Below are 18,086 nucleotides of genomic sequence, written 5' to 3'. Positions count from 1 at the left end.
CCGCCCGCACCGGTCGGCCGTCAGGGGCGACGGCTCACCCGTCGAGCAGGTCGACACCGACGCCGTCGTGCACCCGTGACGGCGTGCGGCGCGGTGCGGACCGTCCGGAGCTGGTCGACCGCGTCAGGCCGATGGAACCGCACCCGTACGACACAAAGCCGACCGGCTCTGCCTGCCACTCGTCGTACGCGTGGTCGATCGCCTGTTTCAACGAGCCCGGGAAGCTGTGGTTGTACCCGGGGGTGACCACGACGAACGCCTCCGCCCGCGCGACGAACGACCCGATCGCGGGCCCGGCTCCGCCGGACAGCTCGCGGGGAGCGAGAGGGGCCGCGCCGCCGCACGGGCCCGCGCCGGCGGGAGACGGCCCGACTCGCGGAAGGCCCGTGCCGGTGGCCGGCCGCTCAGGCCGGCTCGTCGAAGAGGACCGGCCAGGGACGGGGCGCCGGCGCGGGCGGCGGCGCCGGCGGCTCCGATCCGTCGGCGAGCACCTCCGCCGCGAGCTGTCCGAACATCGGCGCGGCCGGGTGCGCCGCCCGGCGCGGCCACGCCGCCGAGGTGCGCCGGACCAGCGGTGACCCGACGATCGGCCGCCAGGCGATCCGGGGCTCCCGGCGGGCCGTCGCCGCCGGCTCGACGGCGACCCCGTTGCCCGCCAGGACCAGCCCGAAGAGGAACTCCGGGTTCCGCGCCGGGCGGACCCGTCCCGGCGCGAACCCGTGCCGGCGGCAGACCGCCAGCAGGTGGTCGTGCCAGCCGGGCGCGGTGGCCCGGGGCGCGGTCACCAGGTCCAGGCCGGCCAGCGCCGCCAGTTCGACCTCCCGGCCCCGGGCCAGCGCCGAGGCGCGCGGCAGCAGCACCCCCAGCGGTACGTCGACGGCGGCGCCGAGGCGCAGCCCGTCGTCAGTGACGGGGTGATGGAGCAGGCCGACGTCCAGCCGCCCCTCGCCCAGCATCCGCTCCTGCTCGCCGCTGGTCAGCTCGTGCAGGTCCACGTCGAGCCCGGGGGCGCGCCCGGTCAGCCGGTCGAGCAGCTCGCGCAGGGTCACCGCCGGCGTCTCCGGCGGTACGCCCGCCCGGAGCACCCCGGACACCCCGTCGCGTACCTGGCGCATCAGGTTGCGCAGCCGGCCCTCCCCGGCGAGCAGCTCCTCGGCCTCGCCGAGCAGCAGCTGACCGGCGGTGGTCAGCCGTACCTGCCGGCGGGAGCGGTCGAACAGCTCCACCGCCAGCTCCCGTTCCAGCCGTTGCACCGACTGGCTCAGCGGCGGCTGGGCGATGCCGAGCAGCTCGGCGGCCCGCCCGAAGTGCAGCTCCTGGGCGACCACCACGAAGTGCCGCAGGTGCCGGAGCAGGTCCACGGCCGGACCCTACGCCAGCGCCCCGACGCCGGCAGCGGGCGGCGGCTACCGTGCGCTGGTGGCGACGGAACACATTGGTGAGATCTTCGAACGGGCCGGTGTCGCCGGCTGCCTGCACGCCGTCGACCTCGACGCGGCCGGCCGCGACGCGCCCGGCGGGAGCCTCGCCGCGGTCGGCGAGGGCGGGGGACCGGGATGGGCCGGGGACGCGGGAGGGCCCGAGGGCGGGGGACCGGGAGGGTCCGAGGACGCGGGGCCGGGGCGGCCCGGCGGCCGGTGGGAGGTGGCCCTGCGGGCCGACGAGCAGGTGGTGATCGCCTCGATCTTCAAGGTGCTGCTGGTGCTGGAATTCGCCCGGCAGGTCGTCGCGGGCCAGCTCGACCCCCGGGAGCGGGTCCTCGTCACCGCCGACGACCGGCTCGGCGGGTGGGGGATCGCCGGCTGCGCCGACGACGCCGAGGTGTCGCTGCGGGACCTCGCCTACTTCGCCATGTCGGTCAGCGACAACACGGCCGCCGACCTGCTGCTGCGCCGGGTCGGGGCGGACGTGCTGCCGATGCTCGCCGCCGAGCTGGGGCTGGCGCGTACCCGGATCGTCGGCGGCCCCCGGCAGCTGGTCGAGACGATGCTCGCCGACGTCGGCGCGCGTACCGAGGCGGACTTCGCCCGGATCTTCCCCACCCTGCCGCCGGAGCGGGTCCGCGCGATGCGGATGTTCGACCCGGCGCACACCACGTCGAGCACCGCCCGGGAGATCACCCGGCTGCTCGGCCTCATCTGGCGCGACGAGGCCGGCCCGCCCGAGGCGTGCGCGATGGTCCGTGGCTGGATGGCCCGGCAGCTGTTCTGGACGCGGCTGGCCGCCGGCTTCCCGCCCGGCGTGCGGGTGGCGGGCAAGACCGGCAGCCTGCCGGGCCTGCACCTGGAGGCCGGCGTGGCCGAGTACCCCGACGGCGGCCGGTACGCCGTCGCCGTCTTCGTCCGCGCCGAGCAGCTCGCCACCCGCCGCATCGACGTGGACCTGGCGATGGGCGAGGCCGCCCGGGTCGCCGTCGAGGCCCTGCGCGCCGGCGGGCCGGCTGGCGCCGGCTGAGTTTTCCGCCGCGACGGGCCGCCGGCGACCCCGCTGAGCTGGCCCGATACGCCAGCGGATATCGACCGTGTCGGAGTCCGATCTTGGACCGGGCGGGGTTCGTGCTGGTTGGCTCGGCGCCGACCGATCAGCACCACGACGGGGAGATCTCCGCATGCCCAACATCGACCGTCGCCGCTTCCTGCGCGACGCCGCCGCCAGCACCGCGCTGGTCACCGCCGGCGGACTCGCCGGCGCCACCCGCACCGCCCCCGCGCACGCCGCGCCGCCGGTCACCGCGCCGGTCGCCGCCGCCCCGGCCGGCCGCCGCAGCGGCCCGGTCAGCTTCCGCTGGTGGGGTACGTCGGCCTGGCGTATCGACATCGGCGACCGGACCGTCCTGGTGGACCCCTTCCTCAGCCGGATCGACACCGGGCTGTTCAGGGGCGCATTCGACCCGGCCACCAGGCTGGCGGTTCGCACCGACGTCGTCGACTCCCTGGTGGACCGGGCCGAGACGGTGCTCGTCACGCACACCCACTGGGACCACTACATGGACACGCCGCGCATCGTCGAGCGCACCGGCGCCCGGGTCCTCGGCACGCTCACCGCCTACCACCTCGGGCTGGCGTACGGGCTGCCGTCGGAGAAGCTGAGCCCGGTCAAGGGCGGGGAGGTGCTGGACTTCGGCGCGTACACCGTGGAGGTCGTCAGCTCCCTGCACAGCCGCAACAGGTCGTACTCGATGGCGTTCCCCGGCGTACGGGTCAGCCCGCCGGCGAGGCCGGAGACCATCGCCGACCTGCCCGAGGGCGACACCCTCGCCTACCAGCTGCGGGTGGCCGGCGGCCCGTCGGTGTTCCTCATGGGCGCGAGCGACTTCGCCGAGCGGAACCTGACCGGCCTGGCCCCCGACGTGGCCATGGTGGCGCTGCCGAGCAGCACCGCCACCGCCGACTACGCCGAGCGGCTGCTGGACGCCCTCGACCGGCCGAAGGTCGTGGTGCCGGTGCACTTCGACAACTTCGAGACCGAGCTGCGCAACCCCGTGCCCGTCGCGCCGGCGGACCGCGAGCGGCTCGACGCGCTCGTCGTGGCCGTGCGCCGGGTCTCCCCGCGCAGCCGGGTCGTCGTGCCCGAGTACCACACCGCGTACCACTTCTGAGGACGGCACGACGGGTCGCGGGACGCCACCCGCGACCCGTCAGCTCGTCGTCAGCTCCGTGAGGGCCCGCACCGACCGCCAGTTGCGGGTGGTCGTCACCACACCGAGCTGCTTCTCCAGCTTGGTGGCGAACGTCGACCGGCCGTAGCCGCCGTCGGGATAGTGCAGGTAGATCTCGCGACCGGTGACCGTGAACGCGACGTTCTCGCCGTCGGGCACGGTCAGCGCGGCCACGGCGGACTTCGCGGGCGCGGTCGCGAGGAAGCCCACCAGCAGCCGCGTCGGGTCGTCCTCCCGATCGGCGTACGGGTTGCCGCCGGCCACCGCCGCCAGCTCCCGGCCGCTGCGCACCAGCACCGGCACCGTCAGCCCCAGCTCGTCGGCGATGGCCCGCTCGACGCCCCGCGCCAGCGCTTCGGCGTCGCGTACGGTGCTGCCGAAGACCACGTTGCCGCTGCGCAGGTACGTCTTCACGTCGTGGTGGCCGAGGTCGGCGACCAGCCGGCGCAGGTCGGCCATCGCGACCGTCGCCCCGCCGACGTTGACTCCCCGCAACAGCGCGACCCACCTGTCCACGTGACCTCCCGAACCGCCGGTACGGCCCAGCCTAGGCGCGCGCACCGACACAACCAGCCGGGTCAGAGCCGGCGGATGGCGGCGGAGGCGAGGCGGAAGCCGATGGTGCGGTCGACGATCCGCTCGACCAGGTCCGCCTTCCGCAGCCCGGCGACGCCGCGCAGCTCCAGGCTCGCGGCGAGCACCCGCAGGTCGCGGGCGGTCCAGCCGGACAGGTACGCCGTACCGTCGTCGCGGCGGGACATGGTCTCCAGCGCGGCCCGGGCCGCCGCCGGGTCCGGCGCGGACGCCGCCCGCCGGGTCGACGGGCGCGCGGGGGCGGCGGCCGGGCGCCCGGTGGGGATGGTCCGGTCGGCGGGTGGGGCCGCGTCGAGCGGCACCACCGCGAGCCGGGCCCGACCCTCGGTCAGCGCGGCGAGGTCGGCGGCGGGCAGCGCCCGGAGCAGCGCGGCCACCAGGTCGGCGACGTCGCGGGCCGGGTCGCTCACGCCCCGACCCGTTCGGGCTGGAGGTGGTCGAGGAACTCGGTGGCGAGCTGGCGCAGCTCGTCGCGGACCGCCGGGGTGGCGATCCGGTCGCGGAGCACCACCGGCACGCCGCGCGGGGCGTTCGTGGCGAACGCGGTGACGTTCTCCCGCAGCGGGGTCGGGAAGACGGGCAGGCCGAGCGCCCGGACCTGGTCCATGTAGCCCTGGTGGGCGGCGATCGGCCGCTGCGCCATGAGCTGGATCATCGTGAAGACCACGCCGGCGACGTCGGGCGCGACCTTGTGGTGCCGGCGGGTGGTGGCGAACCGCCGGGCGTCGGCGTTGTACTGGTCCACCAGCTCCCGGACGTTGCCGTGCAGGTAGTCGATGCCCAGGGTGGACAGGTAGTCGGCCTTTGCCGGGATGAGCAGGTGGTCGCTGGCGATGATGGCCGACTGGGTGACCACGTTGAAGTTCGGCGGACAGTCGATGAGCACCATGTCGTAGCCGCCGAGGGCGTCGTCGTGCAGCCCCTCGGCCAGGGAGCCGCGCACCCGGAACAGTTCGGCGTCGTACTCGTCGCCGTCGGCCACGGCCCGCGCCAGCGCCAGGTCGATGTCGACGAGCTGGAGGTGGGACGCGATCAGGTCGAGCCGGCCCGTGCCGGTGAGCCGCGCGTTCGCCGGGCCGGGGGAGACGACCAGCTCGCCCAGGGTCGTCGCGGGGGTGTCCCCGCGCAGGCCGTCGTACCAGCGCTTCACCGTCCGGCCGTCGCGCAGCCGGTCCCGCCAGTCGTCGGGGTCGTAGAAGCCGAACGTGAGGCTGGCCTGCGGATCGAGGTCGATGAGCAGCACCTGCATCCCCCGGTTGGCCAGTTCGGCACCGAGGTTGGCGGTCACGGTGGTCTTACCGACCCCGCCCTTGTAGTTGATCACGGACACGACGTACACCGGCACCTCCCCAGACCGGGAACGGTAGCGGGCCGGCGGATCGGCGCGGCACCCGCTCCGGCGATCCGCCCTTGCTCGTAACTACGTATGTTCGTATTATCGATGCATGACGGAGATCGAAGACCGGCTGTGTGCGCTGGAGGCGCAGGTCGCCGCCCTGACGGAGCGCCTCGGGCCGGCGACGCCCCCGGCCGAGGCGGCGCCGGCGGCCGGCGACGTCTTCTGGGCGCTCGACGGGCTGAAGCAACGGATCCCGGCCGACGGTGGCGGCGCGGTGCTCTACACCGGCACCGTCCGTCTCGACGACCAGCGTTACGACTGGCAGTACGGGCGCATGGTCGACGACGTGCTCGCCGGCGACTGGACGGAGCTGGCCGGCGTGCTGAGCGCCCTGGCGCACCCGGTACGGCTGCGCCTGCTGCGGGAGATCCTCGGCGGCCGGCACGGCACCGGCGAACTGGCCGAGATCGAGGGCCTGGGCACCACCGGCCAGCTGCACCACCACCTGCGCCAGCTCACCGCCGCCGGCTGGCTGCACAGCGCCGGCAGGGGCCGCTACGCCGTCCCGGCCGAGCGGGTCGTGCCGCTGCTGGCCATCCTCACCGCCGCCCGCCGCTGACCCGCCGCGTCCGTCGCCCGCCGTCGACCATCCGCCCGCCGCCCGGTTGACGCCTCGCCGGGCCGGTGGACGCCGCCCACCGAAAGCCCCCGCCGGAGGGATGCCGCATGCGCAAGCCAACCGTCCTCGCCCTGGTCGTCGGCCTCGTCGCCGCCGTCGCGGCCATCGGGATCATGCCGCGCGCGCCCCGGCTGGGCGGGCAGAGCACCGGCGACGCCGCGCTGGCCGCCGACGTCCGCGCGGCGGTGCCCGACCCGGAGGGCCACCGGGGCCTCGCCGTCGCCGTGCTGGAGAACGGCCTCGTCCGCACCGCCGGCCTCGGCGACCGCGACCCGGCCGGTCGGCCGGTGGAGCCGGGCACCCCGTTCGAGATCGGCTCGATCACCAAGGCGATGACCGGGATGCTCCTCGCCCGGCAGGTCGCGACCAACGCGGTACGCCCCGACGAGCCGGTCGGCGCCCTGCTGCCCGCGCTGACCGGGCCCGCCCGCGGGATCACCCTCGCGGAGCTGGCCAGCCACCGCTCCGGCCTGCCCCGGCTCGGGGTCACCTCGGTCGGGGACGTGGTCGACACCTGGTGGGCGAACGTCACCGGCGGCAACCCGTACGCCGGTCGGGACGCGCGTCGGCTCGTCGACGCCGCCGGCAGGGCGGAGCCCGGCGACGGGCGCGGCGAGGTCCACTACTCCAACCTGGGGATGGCCCTGCTCGGGCAGGCGCTCGCCACCCGGGCCGGCACCTCGTACCCGGAGCTGCTCGACCGGGAACTGCTGCGACCGCTCGGCATGACCTCGACCGTGGTGGCGACCGACGCCGACGCCCTGCCGCCCGGGCACGCCGAGGGCTCGACGGCCGGCGGTCGCCCGGCCGCGCCCTGGGTCGCCGACGGCTACGCGCCGGCCGGCGTCGGCCCCTGGTCGACCGCCGGGGACCTGGCCCGGCTGCTCGGTGCGACGCTCGCCGGCAGCGCCCCGGGCGCCGACGCCGCCACCCCGCGCTTCACCGAGGACGACCGCAACCGGGTCGGCTACGGATGGTTCACCACCCGGTACGGCGACCGCGAGATCGTCTGGCACAACGGCGGTACCGGCGGCTTCCGCACCTACCTCGGCTTCGAGCGGGCGACCGGGCGGGGCGTGGTGGTGCTCGGCAACACCGACAAGGGCGTCGAGCCGATCGCCCTGCGGCTGCTCGGCGTACCGGCGCGGGACGCCGACGGCGACGGCCCGCCGCTGCCCGTCTGGATCACCGCGGGGCTCGCGGTGGTGCTCACCTTCCTCGGCGGGTTGAGCCTGCTCGGCGCCGTCCGCCGGGCTCCCGACCGGCTGACCCTGGCGCCCGCCGTCGCCTGGGCGGTGCTCTACCTCGGCCTCGGGCACCGGCTGGGCAACTGGTCGGTGGTGCCCGGCTGGCTCTGGACGCTCGGCGTCGGCCTCTCGGCGGCCGGGACCGTCCTGGCCGCGTACCGCTGGCGGGGGCTGCCGCCGCTGGCCGGCGCCCCGCCGTGGCGACGGCTGGCCTCGGCGGCGTTCTCGGCGCTCCTGGCGGTCCTGGCCGTGATGATCATCGCCCGCCCCTGAACCCCCGCTCACGGAAGGGATGCACGGCGGTCACGAGGTCGGCGGCGGGAGATGCCGCCGCCGACCTCGTGATCGACGCCGGGGCCGGGAGCGGGTGGACTGTTAGAGTCGCGTCGCTCTTCGGGTCCCGGCGGAAGGAAGCGACGGTGGCGGTGCCGTTCCGCGACGCGTTGTCGCAGATGCTCAAGGCACGCTTCCCGGTCCTCTACGTCGAGTCGTCCGAGGAACAGCGGGTGATCGCCGAGGTCTGCGCCGTCGCCCAGGACGCCAACCTCGTCCGTACGCCCCGGGCGGTGTGGACCTGGTCGCTGACGACGGGGCTCGTGCAGCCCGACGGCGTCGCCCGCAAGGGCACCACCGATCCCGACGACGCGCTGGCGGCGGCGCTGCGCGTCGAACATCCCAGCGTGCTGATCTTCAAGGACCTGCACCCCGCCCACGGCAGCGGCGACCGGCCGGGCAACCCCGGGGTGGTCCGCCGGCTGCGCGACGTGGTGGCGGCGTTCAAGTCCGGCCCGGTGCCGCGCACCCTCGTCCTGGTCTCGCCGGTGCTGCACATCCCGGTCGAGCTGGAGAAGGACGTGACGATCGTCGACTTCCCGCTGCCCACCGAACCGGAGATCCGGCGGGTGCTGGACGGCATGATCGCCGCCAACTCCGCCGGTGGCCGGATCCGGATCGCGCTGGACGACCTCGGCCGGGAACGGCTCGCCAAGGCGGCCCTCGGGCTCACCCTGCACGAGGCGGAGAACGCGTTCGCCCGCGCCATGGTCAACGACGGTGTGCTCGACGGCGGCGACCTCGCGGTCGTGCACGAGGAGAAGCGGCAGACCGTACGCAAGTCGGGGCTGCTGGAGTTCGTCGACGCCGCCGTGGACCTCGCCGACGTCGGCGGGCTGGAGAACCTGAAGCGCTGGCTGGCCAAGCGGAACGGCTCCTGGCTGGCCGAGGCGGCGGCGTACGGGCTGCCCGCGCCCCGGGGCGTGCTGATCACCGGCGTGCCCGGCTGCGGCAAGTCGCTCACGGCGAAGGCCATCGCCTCGGCGTGGAACCTGCCGCTGCTGCGGCTGGACGTCGGCCGGGTCTTCGCCGGGCTCGTCGGATCGAGCGAGCAGAACATGCGTACCGCGATCCGGACCGCCGAGGCGACCGCGCCCTGCGTGCTGTGGGTCGACGAGATCGAGAAGGGCTTCGTCGGCGGGACCGGCGACTCCGGCACCTCGGCCCGGGTGTTCGGCTCCTTCCTGACCTGGATGCAGGAGAAGGCCAGGCCCGTCTTCGTCATCGCGACCGCCAACGACTTCGAACGGCTGCCCCCGGAGCCGCTGCGCAAGGGGCGCTTCGACGAGATCTTCTTCGTCGACCTGCCGACGCGGGCGGAGCGGGCGTCGATCTGGCGGGTCCACCTCGCCCGGCGGCTGCGCAACCCGGCCGCAGCCGGTGCCCTGACCTGCGACGACGACCTGCTCGGCGAGCTTGCCGGGCTCAGCGAGGGCTACTCGGGCGCGGAGATCGAGCAGGCCGTCGTCGGCGGGCTCTTCGACGCCTTCGCCGAACGGCGACCGCTGCGCCGCGACGACCTGGTCCGGGCCCTGGTCAGCATGGTGCCGCTCAGCGTCACCCAGGCGGAACGCATCGATGCCGTACGCTCCTGGGCCGACGCCCGTGCCGTCGCCGCCACCGCCGCCGAGGACTGGGACCTCGGCGGTCGTTCCGGCGCTCCCGGCGGCCCGCGTCCGGGCGGCCCGGGGCCGCAGCGGGGACACGGCGGGCGAGCGGTCGAGTTCTAGGGTGGGCCTCGACACGAAGGGATGGGCTCGATGAGCGTCTCACTGATACTCCTGCCGCTGGCCGTCGCCGCCGTCGCCGCGACCCACGCCGCCACCGCCGGGCGGGACGGGGAGGGCCGCGTCGTCTGCCAGGTGCAGACCCGGATGCGGGACGAGACGCTGCTCGTCGCCGCGCTGCGCGACACCGGCGCGGCGGTGACCACCGAGGCGGACGCGATCATCGCGGACTGGGCCGGGGTACGGGCCGGCTTCCGGCGCGGCGAGGACGGCATCTGGTCGGCCCACTTCACGGGCGAGGTCGACGAGCAGCGGGCCGTCGAGGCGGTCCGGGCCATCGACACCGCGTACGGGCGGCAGGTCCAGCGGGCCGTGCTGGAACGGCTGCGCGAGCAGGCCCCCGCCGCCGGGCTGCGGCTGGAGTCCGAGGAGGTCGCCGAGGACGCGAGCGTCCGCCTGGTGTTCGCCGTCGAGGGCCGGTCGTGACGGGCGGGCAGCCACGGATCGTGGTCACCGTGACCAGCGAGGGCGTGGTGAGCGCCGAGACCAGGGACGTGCTCGGCGACGGCTGCCTCGACTACATCGCCGTGCTGGAGGACCTGCTGGCGGCCCGTACGGTGCACAGCACGTACACCGCCGACCACGCCCGTGCCGCCGCGCCCGCGCGGCAGGAGGAGCACGATGTCGAACGCGCCTAGCCCCGGCTGGCCGCCCCCGGCCGTCCCGCGGCCGAGCGCCCTGTGGCAGGTGTTGCAGAGCTGGTGGCTGCTGCTGCCCGTCCTCGGGTGCAGTTGCCTCGGCGGCTTCGGGTTCATCTACGTGGGGCTGCGGGCCGGCCGCGCGGCGTGGTGGGTCCCCGGCATCGTCTACTCCGTGCTCGGCTGGACGACGTTCATCATCGTCGGCGAGACGGACAAGGAGAGCACCGTCAGCGACTGGGCGGTCGGCGCGCTGCTCGCCGTGTGGATCGCCGGCATCATGCACGCCTCGCTGATCAACTCGGCGTGGCTACGCTGGCTGGCCGACCGCCAGGCCAGGACGGCGGCGGCGCGGTCCGGCGCGTACCCGCTGGCTCCGCTCCCCCGGGCGACTCCCGCCGGCCCGCTGCCCACCCCCTACCCGGGCATGAGCTGTCCGTCCGGCGCGCTGACGGCGTATCCGCCCGCGTCACCGACGGGGTACCCGCCCGCCTCGCACACGGGGTACCCGCCCGGGTCCCCGGCGCATCCTTCGCCGTCCGGGTACCCGTCGCCGGCGTATCCGTTCGGTGCGCCCGCGTATCCGCCCGCGCCGCCGTCCTATCCGCCCGGGTCGCCGGGGGGACAGCCGAACGCGCCGGTGGGTCGTCCGCCGCTGCCGGCCGACCCGACGATGGCGCCGTACCAGCCCGTCGATTCCCTCGGGTCCGAGCCGCTCGCGCCGCCGTCGGACCCGTGGGCCGACGGGGAGTCCGGGAGGGTCGACGTCAACACGGCCGGGCCGGAGGCGCTCGCGGCGCTGCCCGGCTTCGACCCGCAGCGCGTACGCCAGGTGCTGGCCGAGCGGGAGCGGCGCGGCTCCTTCGGCAGCCTGGCCGAGTTCGCCGCCGCCGCCAACCTGGCCCCCCACGAGTACGCCCGCCTGCGCGACAGCCTGGACTGCGTCCCGCCCGCCGGGCCGGCACCCGGGCAGCCGCCGCCCGGCCGGGTCCTCGATGTCTGACGACGGTCCCGGGCCCCGCCCGCCGACCGGGGCGGAGACGGTGGCGGTGGCCCGGTTCCTGGCCGCCACCCGGGCCGAGGGGCCGGGCGAGCGGACCGCCGTCTGGGTGCAGGGCTGCGAGATCCGCTGCCCCGGCTGCTTCAACCCGCACCTGTGGAGCTTCCGGGGCGGGGAAGAGGTCGCCCCCGCCGACCTGGTGCGCCGGGTGCTCGACGCCGGCACCGAGGGGCTGACGCTGCTCGGCGGCGAGCCCTTCGACCAGGCCGCCCCGCTGGCGGCCGTCGCCGCCGGGGTGCGCGCCGCCGGCCGCTCGGTGATGACCTTCACCGGCTACACCACGGCCCGGCTGCACCGCGCGGTCGACGCGGGCCGGGACGACGTCGCGGCGCTGCTCGCGGCGACGGACCTGCTCGTCGCCGGTCCCTTCCTGGCCGACCGGATCGACACCCGGCGGCCCTGGGTGGGCTCCACCAACCAGGAGTTCGTGCTGCTCGACGACCGCTTCCCGGGCCTGCTCGACGAGGTGTCACGCAGCCCGGACCGGGTCGAGGTGACCGTCGACGCCACTGGCCGCGTCGCGGTGAACGGCTGGGCCGAGGCCGACGCCCTCGACGAACTCCTGGCGTCGGTGACCGGCCCGCAGCCCCGCCGGAACGCGGCCCGACCCCGTTGACCGACCGGCCCGGCTCCGAGGCCCGGCAGAACGATCGGCCCGGCCGAGAGGCCCGGCCGGCGAGGGCTACCGGCCGTCGCCCGTACGCTCAGCGGAGGTCGTGTCGGGCGGTACGGGGCCCGGGGCGGCGCGGGTCAGCCGCCAGTACTGCCGTGTGTGGTCGTCGCGGACCACCACCCCGGTGCGGGCCAGCTCGGCGCGCAGTTCCCGCGCCTCGCCGGTCCTGTCCTTGTCGAGCGCCCGCTGCCGGGCCCGCAGCAGCGCGTCCGCCCCCGGCGGCAGCCCGGGCAGGTCCGGCACCCACCGCCGGTACGCGTCCCGGTGCGGGTCGGCGTCCGTCCACGGCCAGCCGTGCGCGCGGAAGGCGGCGGCCAACCGTGCGGCGGACAGGTCCGACTTTTCCCGGGCCAACTCGTCGCCGTCCCGGCCGAGCAGCACCAGGTGCCCGCCGTCGGGGAACACCGCGTGCACCTGCCGCCGCCCGACCTCCCGCGTGGTGCTGCCGCGGCGCAGCCGTGCCCGCTCGCTGTCGACGGCGATGGTGAGCCGCTCGGCGGTGCCGATGGCGGCGACCACCAGGCCGCCCAGCACCCCGAGCGCCGCCCCGCCGAGGCCGGCCTGCGCCTCGGGGAGCCCGGCGACCAGCTCGAACAGCCTCTGGAACGGTGCCCAGGGCAGCTCGCCGATCCATCCCGCGCTCCTGGCCAACAGCCATCCGGCGCCGGCGCCGAGCACCGGGAAGCCGCCCCAGAGCAGTGCCAGCTCGGCCGTGCCGCCGTCGACGACGGTGGGGGTGCCGTGGCCGGCCACGTCAGGACACCTCGCGGCGCAGCGTACGGATCAGCCCGGCGACCAGCGGAACGCCCAGCCAGACCAGCAGCGACACCCCGAGCCGCCCCCACTGCCCGGCGGTGACGTCGGGGGTCAACAACGGTTCCATGGTCCGGCCGGTGTCCAGCCAGCGCGCCGGGCCCTCCAGCGACCGGATCATGCCACCGAGGATCGACCAGATCGTCGGCAGCAGCAGGTAGCCGACGATGGCCAGCGGCGTGTTGAGCAGCAGCAGCCCGAAGCCGACGCCCATCAGCACGTTGATCACCTGGAACACGATCGCGTGCAGCAGCAACGTCCCCTCGAACCGCCACGTGCCCGCGCCGCCGGTGGCCCCGGCGACCAGCGTGCCGACGGCGGCCACGGCGAGGCCGACGAGGACCGACGCCACGGCCGCCAGCACCGTCGCGGCCAGCTTCGCGGCGATCACCCGGCCCCGCCGGGGCACCAGGGCGAACGTGGTCAGCGCGGTGCGCTGCGACCACTCCCCGGTGACCGACAGGATGCCCAGCACCGGCAGCAGCAGGCCGACCGGCAGCAGCGTCGGGAGGAAGAAGTTGGCGAAGTCCTGGTCGGCGGCGTCAGTCCAGATCAACTGGACGACCACGAGGGCGGCGGCGAGCAGCCCGATGGCGATCAGCAACCACAGGCCGGCCCGGGTGTCGACGAGCTTGCGCAGCTCGACGCCGGTGAGCCGGAACAACGACGGCCGGCGCAGGTCGGGCTGGCGGTGCGGGGCGGTGGCGGGCGAGGTGGTGGCGGTGGTGGTGGTCATCGGACGGCCTCCCGGGTCGACGCGCCGGCGGTCAGGGTGAGGAAGAGCTGTTCGAGGCCGCCGCTGCCGGCGGGCCGCAGTTCGGTGAGCGCGACGCCGGCGTCGGCGGCGGCCTGCCCGACCGTCTCCGCGTCGGCACGGACCAGCAGCCCGTCGGTGCCGTCGGTGACGGTCAGCCCCGCCCGGTCGAGCGCGCCGCGCAGCGCCGCCGCGTTCCGCGCCCGGACCAGGGTGCCGCCGCCGGCCAGCAACTCGTCCTTGTCGCCCTGGGCCACGATCCGGCCGCCCCCGATGACCACCAGCCGGTCCGCGACCGCCTCTACCTCGCGCAGCAGGTGGGAGGAGAGCAGCACCGTGCCGCCCCGGTCCGCGAAGTCGCGCAGCAGGCCGCGCATCCAGAAGATCCCCTCCGGGTCCAGGCCGTTGGCCGGCTCGTCGAGGACCAGCACGCGCGGGTCGCCCAGCAGCGCCAGCGCCAGGCCGAGCCGCTGCCGCATGCCCAACGAGTAGGCCCGGACACGGCGCTTCGCCGCGACCTCGTTCAGCCCGACGAGGTCGAGCTTGGCGACCACCTCCCGGCGGGGCACGCCCAGCGTGGCGGCGGCGACGGTCAGCGCCTCCCGCCCGGTGCGCCCGGCGTGCTGGGCCGAGGCGTCCAGCAGCACCCCGATCTCCCGACCCGGGTTGGGCAGGTCCCGGTACCGCAGCCCGCCGACCGTGGCACCGCCGCCGCTGGGCGGGGTGAGGCCGCAGATCATCCGCATGGTGGTGGACTTGCCGGCGCCGTTGGGCCCGAGGAAGCCGGTGACGGTGCCCGGCTCGCAGCGGAACGACACGTCGTCGACGGCGGTGTGCCGCCCGTACCGTTTGGTGAGGTGTGCCACGTCGATCATGCCGGTCAGCGTGCCCGCGCCGGTCGGCTGGCCGCAGCGGCCGGCGGTCTCGTCCGGCGGCTACCTTGGTCGACCCGAGGTGTCGACTTTGGTAGCTGGCCGCCGTCCCGGGCGGGTGCCTAGCATGGCGGCGTGACCAGCGCCGCCTTGCCCGAGCACCCCTGGCTGCTGCCGGGGGCCCTCGCCGAGGCGGTCGGGCGGACCCGGCGGACCACCCGCGACTGGTTGGTCGACGGCCTCTGCTTCCTGCTCTCCCTCGGCTGGGTCCTGCTCGCCACGGCCGACGCGGTCGCGGCGGACCCGGAGTTCGCGACCCCGCTGCCGCAGCGCTGGATGGTGCCGGCCGACGCCCTGGTCGGGGTCGTCTGCTGCGGGCTGGTCTGGGCGCGTCGCCGGTGGCCGCTGGGGTTGGCCGTCGCGACCCTGCCGCTGACCGTGTTCTCGATGGCGGCGGCGGTGCCGCTGCTGATCTTCTACTTCACCGTGGTGGTGCACCGCCGTACGGCCGTCGCGCTGGCGATTACCGCCGGCGGGCTGACCACCAACTTCGCCTTCAGCTACCTGCGTCCGGACCCGCACCTGTCGTACTGGGAGACGACCATCTGGGGTGCGTTGATCAGTCTCTTCGTGCTGGCGTGGGGGATGTTCGTCCGGGCGCGACGGCAGTTGGTCGTGTCGCTGCGGGAGCGCGCCGAGCGGGCCGAGGCGGAGCAGCAGCTGCGGGTGACCCAGGCCCGGCACCTGGAGCGCACCCGCATCGCCCGGGAGATGCACGACGTGCTGGCACACCGCATCTCGCTGCTCAGCCTGCACGCGGGCGCGCTGGAGTTCCGGCCGGACGCCGCGCCGCAGGAGGTGGCGAAGGCGGCGGGCGTGATCCGGGACAACGCCCACGCCGCGTTGCAGGACCTGCGCGCGGTGATCGGGGTGCTCCGCGCGGAGACCCCCGCCGAGGAGGAGCCGGAACGCCCGCAGCCCACCCTGGGCGACCTGCCCGCGCTCATCGAGGAGTCCCGGGCGGCCGGGGTGCGGGTGACGGTCCGCGACGTGGTGTCGGCGGTCGAGCGGGTGCCCGTGGCGGTGGGGCGCAGCGTCTACCGGATCGTGCAGGAGGGGCTGACCAACGCCCGCAAGCACGCCGCCGGCGCCGTCGTCACGGTGGACGTGAGCGGTGGCCCGGGCGACGGGCTGAGCGTGGAGATCCGTAACCGGTGGCCGGTCGGCGGTGGCACCAACCCGGAGATCCCCGGCACCGGCACCGGCCTGGTGGGCATCGCCGAACGGGTCAGCCTGGCGGGCGGCCGGCTCGCGTACGGGCGGGACGAATCGGGCGACTTCCGGCTGGCCGCGTGGCTGCCGTGGCCGGCGTGACCGGGCCGGTGCCGGGCGGGCCGACGGCGGACGGGCCGGGCCCCGGGCGGCCGGTGCGGGTGCTGATCGTCGACGACGACGCGCTCGTCCGGGCCGGGCTGTCGATGATCCTCGGTGGGGTGCCGGACCTGCTCGTGGTGGGGGAGGCCGCCGACGGCAGCGAGGTGCCCGCCGCCGTGGCCGCCTGCGCGCCGGACGTGGTGCTGATGGACATCCGGATGCCCCGCCTCGACGGTCTCGCGGCTACCGAGGCGCTGCGCGCGACGCCCGACCCGCCCGAGGTGCTGGTGCTGACCACCTTCGACGCCGACGAGCAGGTGCTCCGGGCGCTGCGGGCCGGGGCCGGTGGCTTCCTGCTCAAGGACACCCCGCCGGCCGAGATCGTGCGGGCGGTGCACCGGGTGGCGGCGGGGGAGGCGACACTCTCCCCGGCGGTCACCCGCCGGCTGATCGACCACGTGACCGGGCCGGGCGTGCCGGGGCCCGAGCCGCGCCGGGAGCGGGCGCGGCGGAGGCTCGCCGGGCTCAGCGAGCGGGAGCACGAGGTCGCCGTCGCGCTCGGGCAGGGCCGGACGAACGCGGAGATCGCCGCCGAGCTGTTCATGAGCGTCGCGACCGTCAAGGCGTACGTGTCGCGGCTGTTGGTGAAGCTCGACCTGAACAACCGGGTCCAGGTCGCCCTGCTGGTCCACGACGCCGGACTCGTCTGAGCCGGTCTGAACCCGTCGGGCCCGGTCTGAACCTTTCGGGGCCGGCGGCCGTACCAGTCGCCGAGGACGTGGTGCGGGTGGGCCGTACCGCTGCCGGAGCCGCGGGAGGCCTGCCGTGCGATTTGGTGAGCAGTCGACGGATCCCATCGACCAGATCCTGGGTGAGATGCCGGTGCCGGCGTCGCTGACCCCCGAGGACGTCCGGCTCGCGGTGCGGGCCGTGGTGGTGCACGCCGCCGAGGAGTGGCCGGCCGGGCCGTTGTGCCGCAACGACGGGGCGACGTACCCGTGCCGGCTGCACCGCTGGGGTCGGCGGGTGCTGGAGCGGCACGGGCTCAACGAGCGGCAGATCGACGCCCTGGTGCGGCACGGCAACCCCTTCGTGCAGGTGCCGTTCCCGTTCACGGTGACCGGCCCCGCGCCGGCCGGCCAGGCGCCACGCACCCCCGCCGGCCATCCCGGCCGGCCCCGGGCGGTCACGCCCGGCGGCCGGTCCGCCGGCCTGGACCGGCCGGTGGCTCCCCCCGCCACCGCGCCGCGCTGGCCCCGGGCGAGCTGAGCGGGGGTACGCCCGCCGGCCCGCCGGGGCAGCGCTCCTCGGCCTCGGCCGCCGTGGTGGTCGCCGGTTCGCCGCCGCACGACGTCGGCCCGGATGCGGGGTTGCCACCCCCGTCCGGGCCGGCGTCGCCGCTCGACCTGCCGGCGGCTCAGTCGTTGCCGGCGCCGATGCCGCAGTCCGGCGCGGACCAGCTGGTGGTGTTCGAGGTGTTGTCCCGGTCGTTCTCGCGCCGCGAGTCCACGTGCACGTGGTCGTCGTGGTCCGGGTAGCCGGGACCGTAGATCCCGCTGAAGCCCCGGCTGCGCGCGTCCCGGGCGATCTGGCACAGCGAGCTGGTGCCCGACACCACGTCGGCGGCGTTGCCGTAGAGGTGCTGGCTGTCCGACGCCCCACCGACCTGGTTGTTGCAGGCGCGGCTGCGGAAGCCGCTGCTGACGTGCAACGGCTTGTCGCCGAGGCCGCGCCGCAACGCCTCCAGCTTCCACATCGTGCGCAGCGCGTTCTGCCGGGTCTGCGCGGCGGAGAGCGGGCCGCCGGTCCAGCCTCCACGCCCGCAGCCGTCGTCCATCTCGCTGAAGCTGAAGTGCCGGGGCGTGCAGTCGTCGTCCTGCAGGGCGTAGAGCTTCGCGTACGTCTGCGGTCCGGCGACGCCGTCGACGCGCAGCCCGTACGCGGACTGGAACCGCTTGACCGCGGCGGCGGTCTTCGGCCCGTAACGGCCGTCGTTCTCCACGATGTCCCGGTTGCCGGCCCAACCGGCGACCCGGATCTGCAACTGGCGGACGTCGTCGCCGGAGCGCCCCTGGTAGAGGTTGCGCTTCCACGTGTAGCAGCCGTCGGCGTGGGCCGCTGGCGCGGCGACCACCGTGGCGACAGCGGCTGCCGGCAACGCCAGGGCGAATGCGACAGCGGCCCGTTTCAGGGTGTTAACGCGCACAGAAGTCCTCCCGATAGGAGAGTGAATGGGGTGGCATCCCGGGACATCGGCCTGCCCGT

21 protein-coding genes are annotated in these 18,086 nt (G+C 75.6%); 12 read left to right on the top strand and 9 right to left on the bottom strand.

Annotated elements, in window-relative coordinates; all coding sequences use genetic code 11:
* Window positions 1–34: 34 nt before the first annotated feature.
* Window positions 35–250: an NADPH-dependent FMN reductase gene (locus ACGFIG_RS05960; RefSeq protein ID WP_392999694.1), complete on the bottom strand. Its 216-nt coding sequence runs from the start codon at window positions 248–250 to the stop codon at window positions 35–37.
* Window positions 251–404: 154 nt separating this feature from the next.
* Window positions 405–1,361, bottom strand: a complete 957-nt coding sequence (locus ACGFIG_RS05955; protein WP_392999692.1) for a LysR family transcriptional regulator — start codon at window positions 1,359–1,361, stop codon at window positions 405–407.
* A 58-nt stretch (window positions 1,362–1,419) separates the two neighbouring features.
* Here ACGFIG_RS05955 and ACGFIG_RS05950 point away from each other — a divergent pair, with 58 nt between their 5' ends.
* Both ACGFIG_RS05950 and ACGFIG_RS05945 read left to right on the top strand, forming a co-directional pair.
* Entirely contained in the window at window positions 1,420–2,454 is a 1,035-nt protein-coding gene (locus tag ACGFIG_RS05950; RefSeq protein ID WP_392999690.1) for a serine hydrolase, read from the top strand.
* Between the two features lie 154 nt (window positions 2,455–2,608).
* Window positions 2,609–3,598 carry an MBL fold metallo-hydrolase gene (locus ACGFIG_RS05945; protein ID WP_392999688.1) on the top strand — a complete coding sequence of 330 codons (990 nt, stop codon included), beginning with the start codon at window positions 2,609–2,611 and terminating at the stop codon, window positions 3,596–3,598.
* 39 nt (window positions 3,599–3,637) lie between these two features.
* Here ACGFIG_RS05945 and ACGFIG_RS05940 read toward each other — a convergent pair whose 3' ends face one another.
* The 3 genes from ACGFIG_RS05940 to ACGFIG_RS05930 all read right to left on the bottom strand — a co-directional run bounded on the left by ACGFIG_RS05940 (window position 3,638) and on the right by ACGFIG_RS05930 (window position 5,591).
* Window positions 3,638–4,174, bottom strand: coding sequence for a DUF1697 domain-containing protein (locus ACGFIG_RS05940; protein ID WP_392999686.1), 537 nt, complete (start codon window positions 4,172–4,174; stop codon window positions 3,638–3,640).
* A gap of 62 nt (window positions 4,175–4,236) precedes the next feature.
* The gene (locus ACGFIG_RS05935) at window positions 4,237–4,662 is read right to left on the bottom strand and encodes a Rho termination factor N-terminal domain-containing protein (RefSeq protein WP_392999684.1); all 426 of its coding nucleotides are present in this window, start codon (window positions 4,660–4,662) and stop codon (window positions 4,237–4,239) included.
* Window positions 4,659–5,591 carry a ParA family protein gene (locus tag ACGFIG_RS05930; protein ID WP_392999682.1) on the bottom strand — a complete coding sequence of 311 codons (933 nt, stop codon included), beginning with the start codon at window positions 5,589–5,591 and terminating at the stop codon, window positions 4,659–4,661. Before ACGFIG_RS05930 ends, ACGFIG_RS05935 begins: the two co-directional genes overlap by 4 nt.
* Window positions 5,592–5,697: 106 nt before the next feature.
* Here ACGFIG_RS05930 and ACGFIG_RS05925 point away from each other — a divergent pair, with 106 nt between their 5' ends.
* From ACGFIG_RS05925 to ACGFIG_RS05895, 7 genes are all read left to right on the top strand, one after another.
* Complete coding sequence (locus tag ACGFIG_RS05925; protein WP_392999680.1) at window positions 5,698–6,210, top strand: ArsR/SmtB family transcription factor; 513 nt, start codon at window positions 5,698–5,700, stop codon at window positions 6,208–6,210.
* Window positions 6,211–6,317: 107 nt separating this feature from the next.
* Complete coding sequence (locus tag ACGFIG_RS05920) at window positions 6,318–7,790, top strand: serine hydrolase domain-containing protein (RefSeq protein ID WP_392999678.1); 1,473 nt, start codon at window positions 6,318–6,320, stop codon at window positions 7,788–7,790.
* Window positions 7,791–7,936: 146 nt separating this feature from the next.
* Window positions 7,937–9,580, top strand: coding sequence for an AAA family ATPase (locus tag ACGFIG_RS05915; protein WP_392999676.1), 1,644 nt, complete (start codon window positions 7,937–7,939; stop codon window positions 9,578–9,580).
* 30 nt (window positions 9,581–9,610) lie between these two features.
* The gene (locus ACGFIG_RS05910) at window positions 9,611–10,063 is read left to right on the top strand and encodes a hypothetical protein (protein WP_392999674.1); all 453 of its coding nucleotides are present in this window, start codon (window positions 9,611–9,613) and stop codon (window positions 10,061–10,063) included.
* A 29-nt stretch (window positions 10,064–10,092) separates the two neighbouring features.
* The gene (locus tag ACGFIG_RS05905) at window positions 10,093–10,275 is read left to right on the top strand and encodes a DUF2997 domain-containing protein (RefSeq protein WP_392999672.1); all 183 of its coding nucleotides are present in this window, start codon (window positions 10,093–10,095) and stop codon (window positions 10,273–10,275) included.
* On the top strand, window positions 10,259–11,278 hold the full coding sequence (locus ACGFIG_RS05900; RefSeq protein WP_392999670.1) for a helix-hairpin-helix domain-containing protein: 1,020 nt from the start codon (window positions 10,259–10,261) through the stop codon (window positions 11,276–11,278). Before ACGFIG_RS05905 ends, ACGFIG_RS05900 begins: the two co-directional genes overlap by 17 nt.
* Complete coding sequence (locus tag ACGFIG_RS05895) at window positions 11,271–11,951, top strand: 4Fe-4S cluster-binding domain-containing protein (RefSeq protein WP_392999668.1); 681 nt, start codon at window positions 11,271–11,273, stop codon at window positions 11,949–11,951. The genes ACGFIG_RS05900 and ACGFIG_RS05895 overlap by 8 nt, the downstream gene beginning before the upstream one ends.
* Before the next feature lie 66 nt (window positions 11,952–12,017).
* Here ACGFIG_RS05895 and ACGFIG_RS05890 read toward each other — a convergent pair whose 3' ends face one another.
* Genes ACGFIG_RS05890 through ACGFIG_RS05880 form a run of 3 tightly spaced genes read right to left on the bottom strand, consistent with a single transcriptional unit; the run spans window position 12,018 to window position 14,450 of the window.
* A complete protein-coding gene (locus ACGFIG_RS05890; protein WP_392999666.1) occupies window positions 12,018–12,761 on the bottom strand; it encodes a hypothetical protein in 744 nt (247 codons plus the stop codon).
* A gap of 1 nt (window position 12,762) precedes the next feature.
* Complete coding sequence (locus tag ACGFIG_RS05885) at window positions 12,763–13,557, bottom strand: ABC transporter permease (RefSeq protein ID WP_392999664.1); 795 nt, start codon at window positions 13,555–13,557, stop codon at window positions 12,763–12,765.
* On the bottom strand, window positions 13,554–14,450 hold the full coding sequence (locus ACGFIG_RS05880) for an ABC transporter ATP-binding protein (protein ID WP_392999662.1): 897 nt from the start codon (window positions 14,448–14,450) through the stop codon (window positions 13,554–13,556). Before ACGFIG_RS05880 ends, ACGFIG_RS05885 begins: the two co-directional genes overlap by 4 nt.
* A gap of 132 nt (window positions 14,451–14,582) precedes the next feature.
* Here ACGFIG_RS05880 and ACGFIG_RS05875 point away from each other — a divergent pair, with 132 nt between their 5' ends.
* From ACGFIG_RS05875 to ACGFIG_RS05865, 3 genes are all read left to right on the top strand, one after another.
* Entirely contained in the window at window positions 14,583–15,821 is a 1,239-nt protein-coding gene (locus tag ACGFIG_RS05875; RefSeq protein ID WP_392999660.1) for a sensor histidine kinase, read from the top strand.
* A complete protein-coding gene (locus ACGFIG_RS05870; protein WP_392999658.1) occupies window positions 15,800–16,531 on the top strand; it encodes a response regulator in 732 nt (243 codons plus the stop codon). Before ACGFIG_RS05875 ends, ACGFIG_RS05870 begins: the two co-directional genes overlap by 22 nt.
* 115 nt (window positions 16,532–16,646) lie before the next feature.
* Window positions 16,647–17,090 (top strand): hypothetical protein, encoded by a 444-nt coding sequence (locus tag ACGFIG_RS05865; RefSeq protein WP_392999656.1) that lies wholly within the window; start codon window positions 16,647–16,649, stop codon window positions 17,088–17,090.
* A 148-nt stretch (window positions 17,091–17,238) separates the two neighbouring features.
* Here the strand turns inward: ACGFIG_RS05865 and ACGFIG_RS05860 are convergent, their stop codons facing one another.
* Complete coding sequence (locus ACGFIG_RS05860) at window positions 17,239–18,027, bottom strand: D-Ala-D-Ala carboxypeptidase family metallohydrolase (protein WP_392999654.1); 789 nt, start codon at window positions 18,025–18,027, stop codon at window positions 17,239–17,241.
* Window positions 18,028–18,086 lie beyond the last annotated feature (59 nt).

The organism is Micromonospora sp. NPDC049048 (assembly GCF_043197615.1).
In the GTDB taxonomy this organism is placed as follows: Bacteria; Actinomycetota; Actinomycetes; order Mycobacteriales; family Micromonosporaceae; genus Micromonospora.
This window is presented reverse-complemented; position numbering and strand designations above follow the sequence as displayed.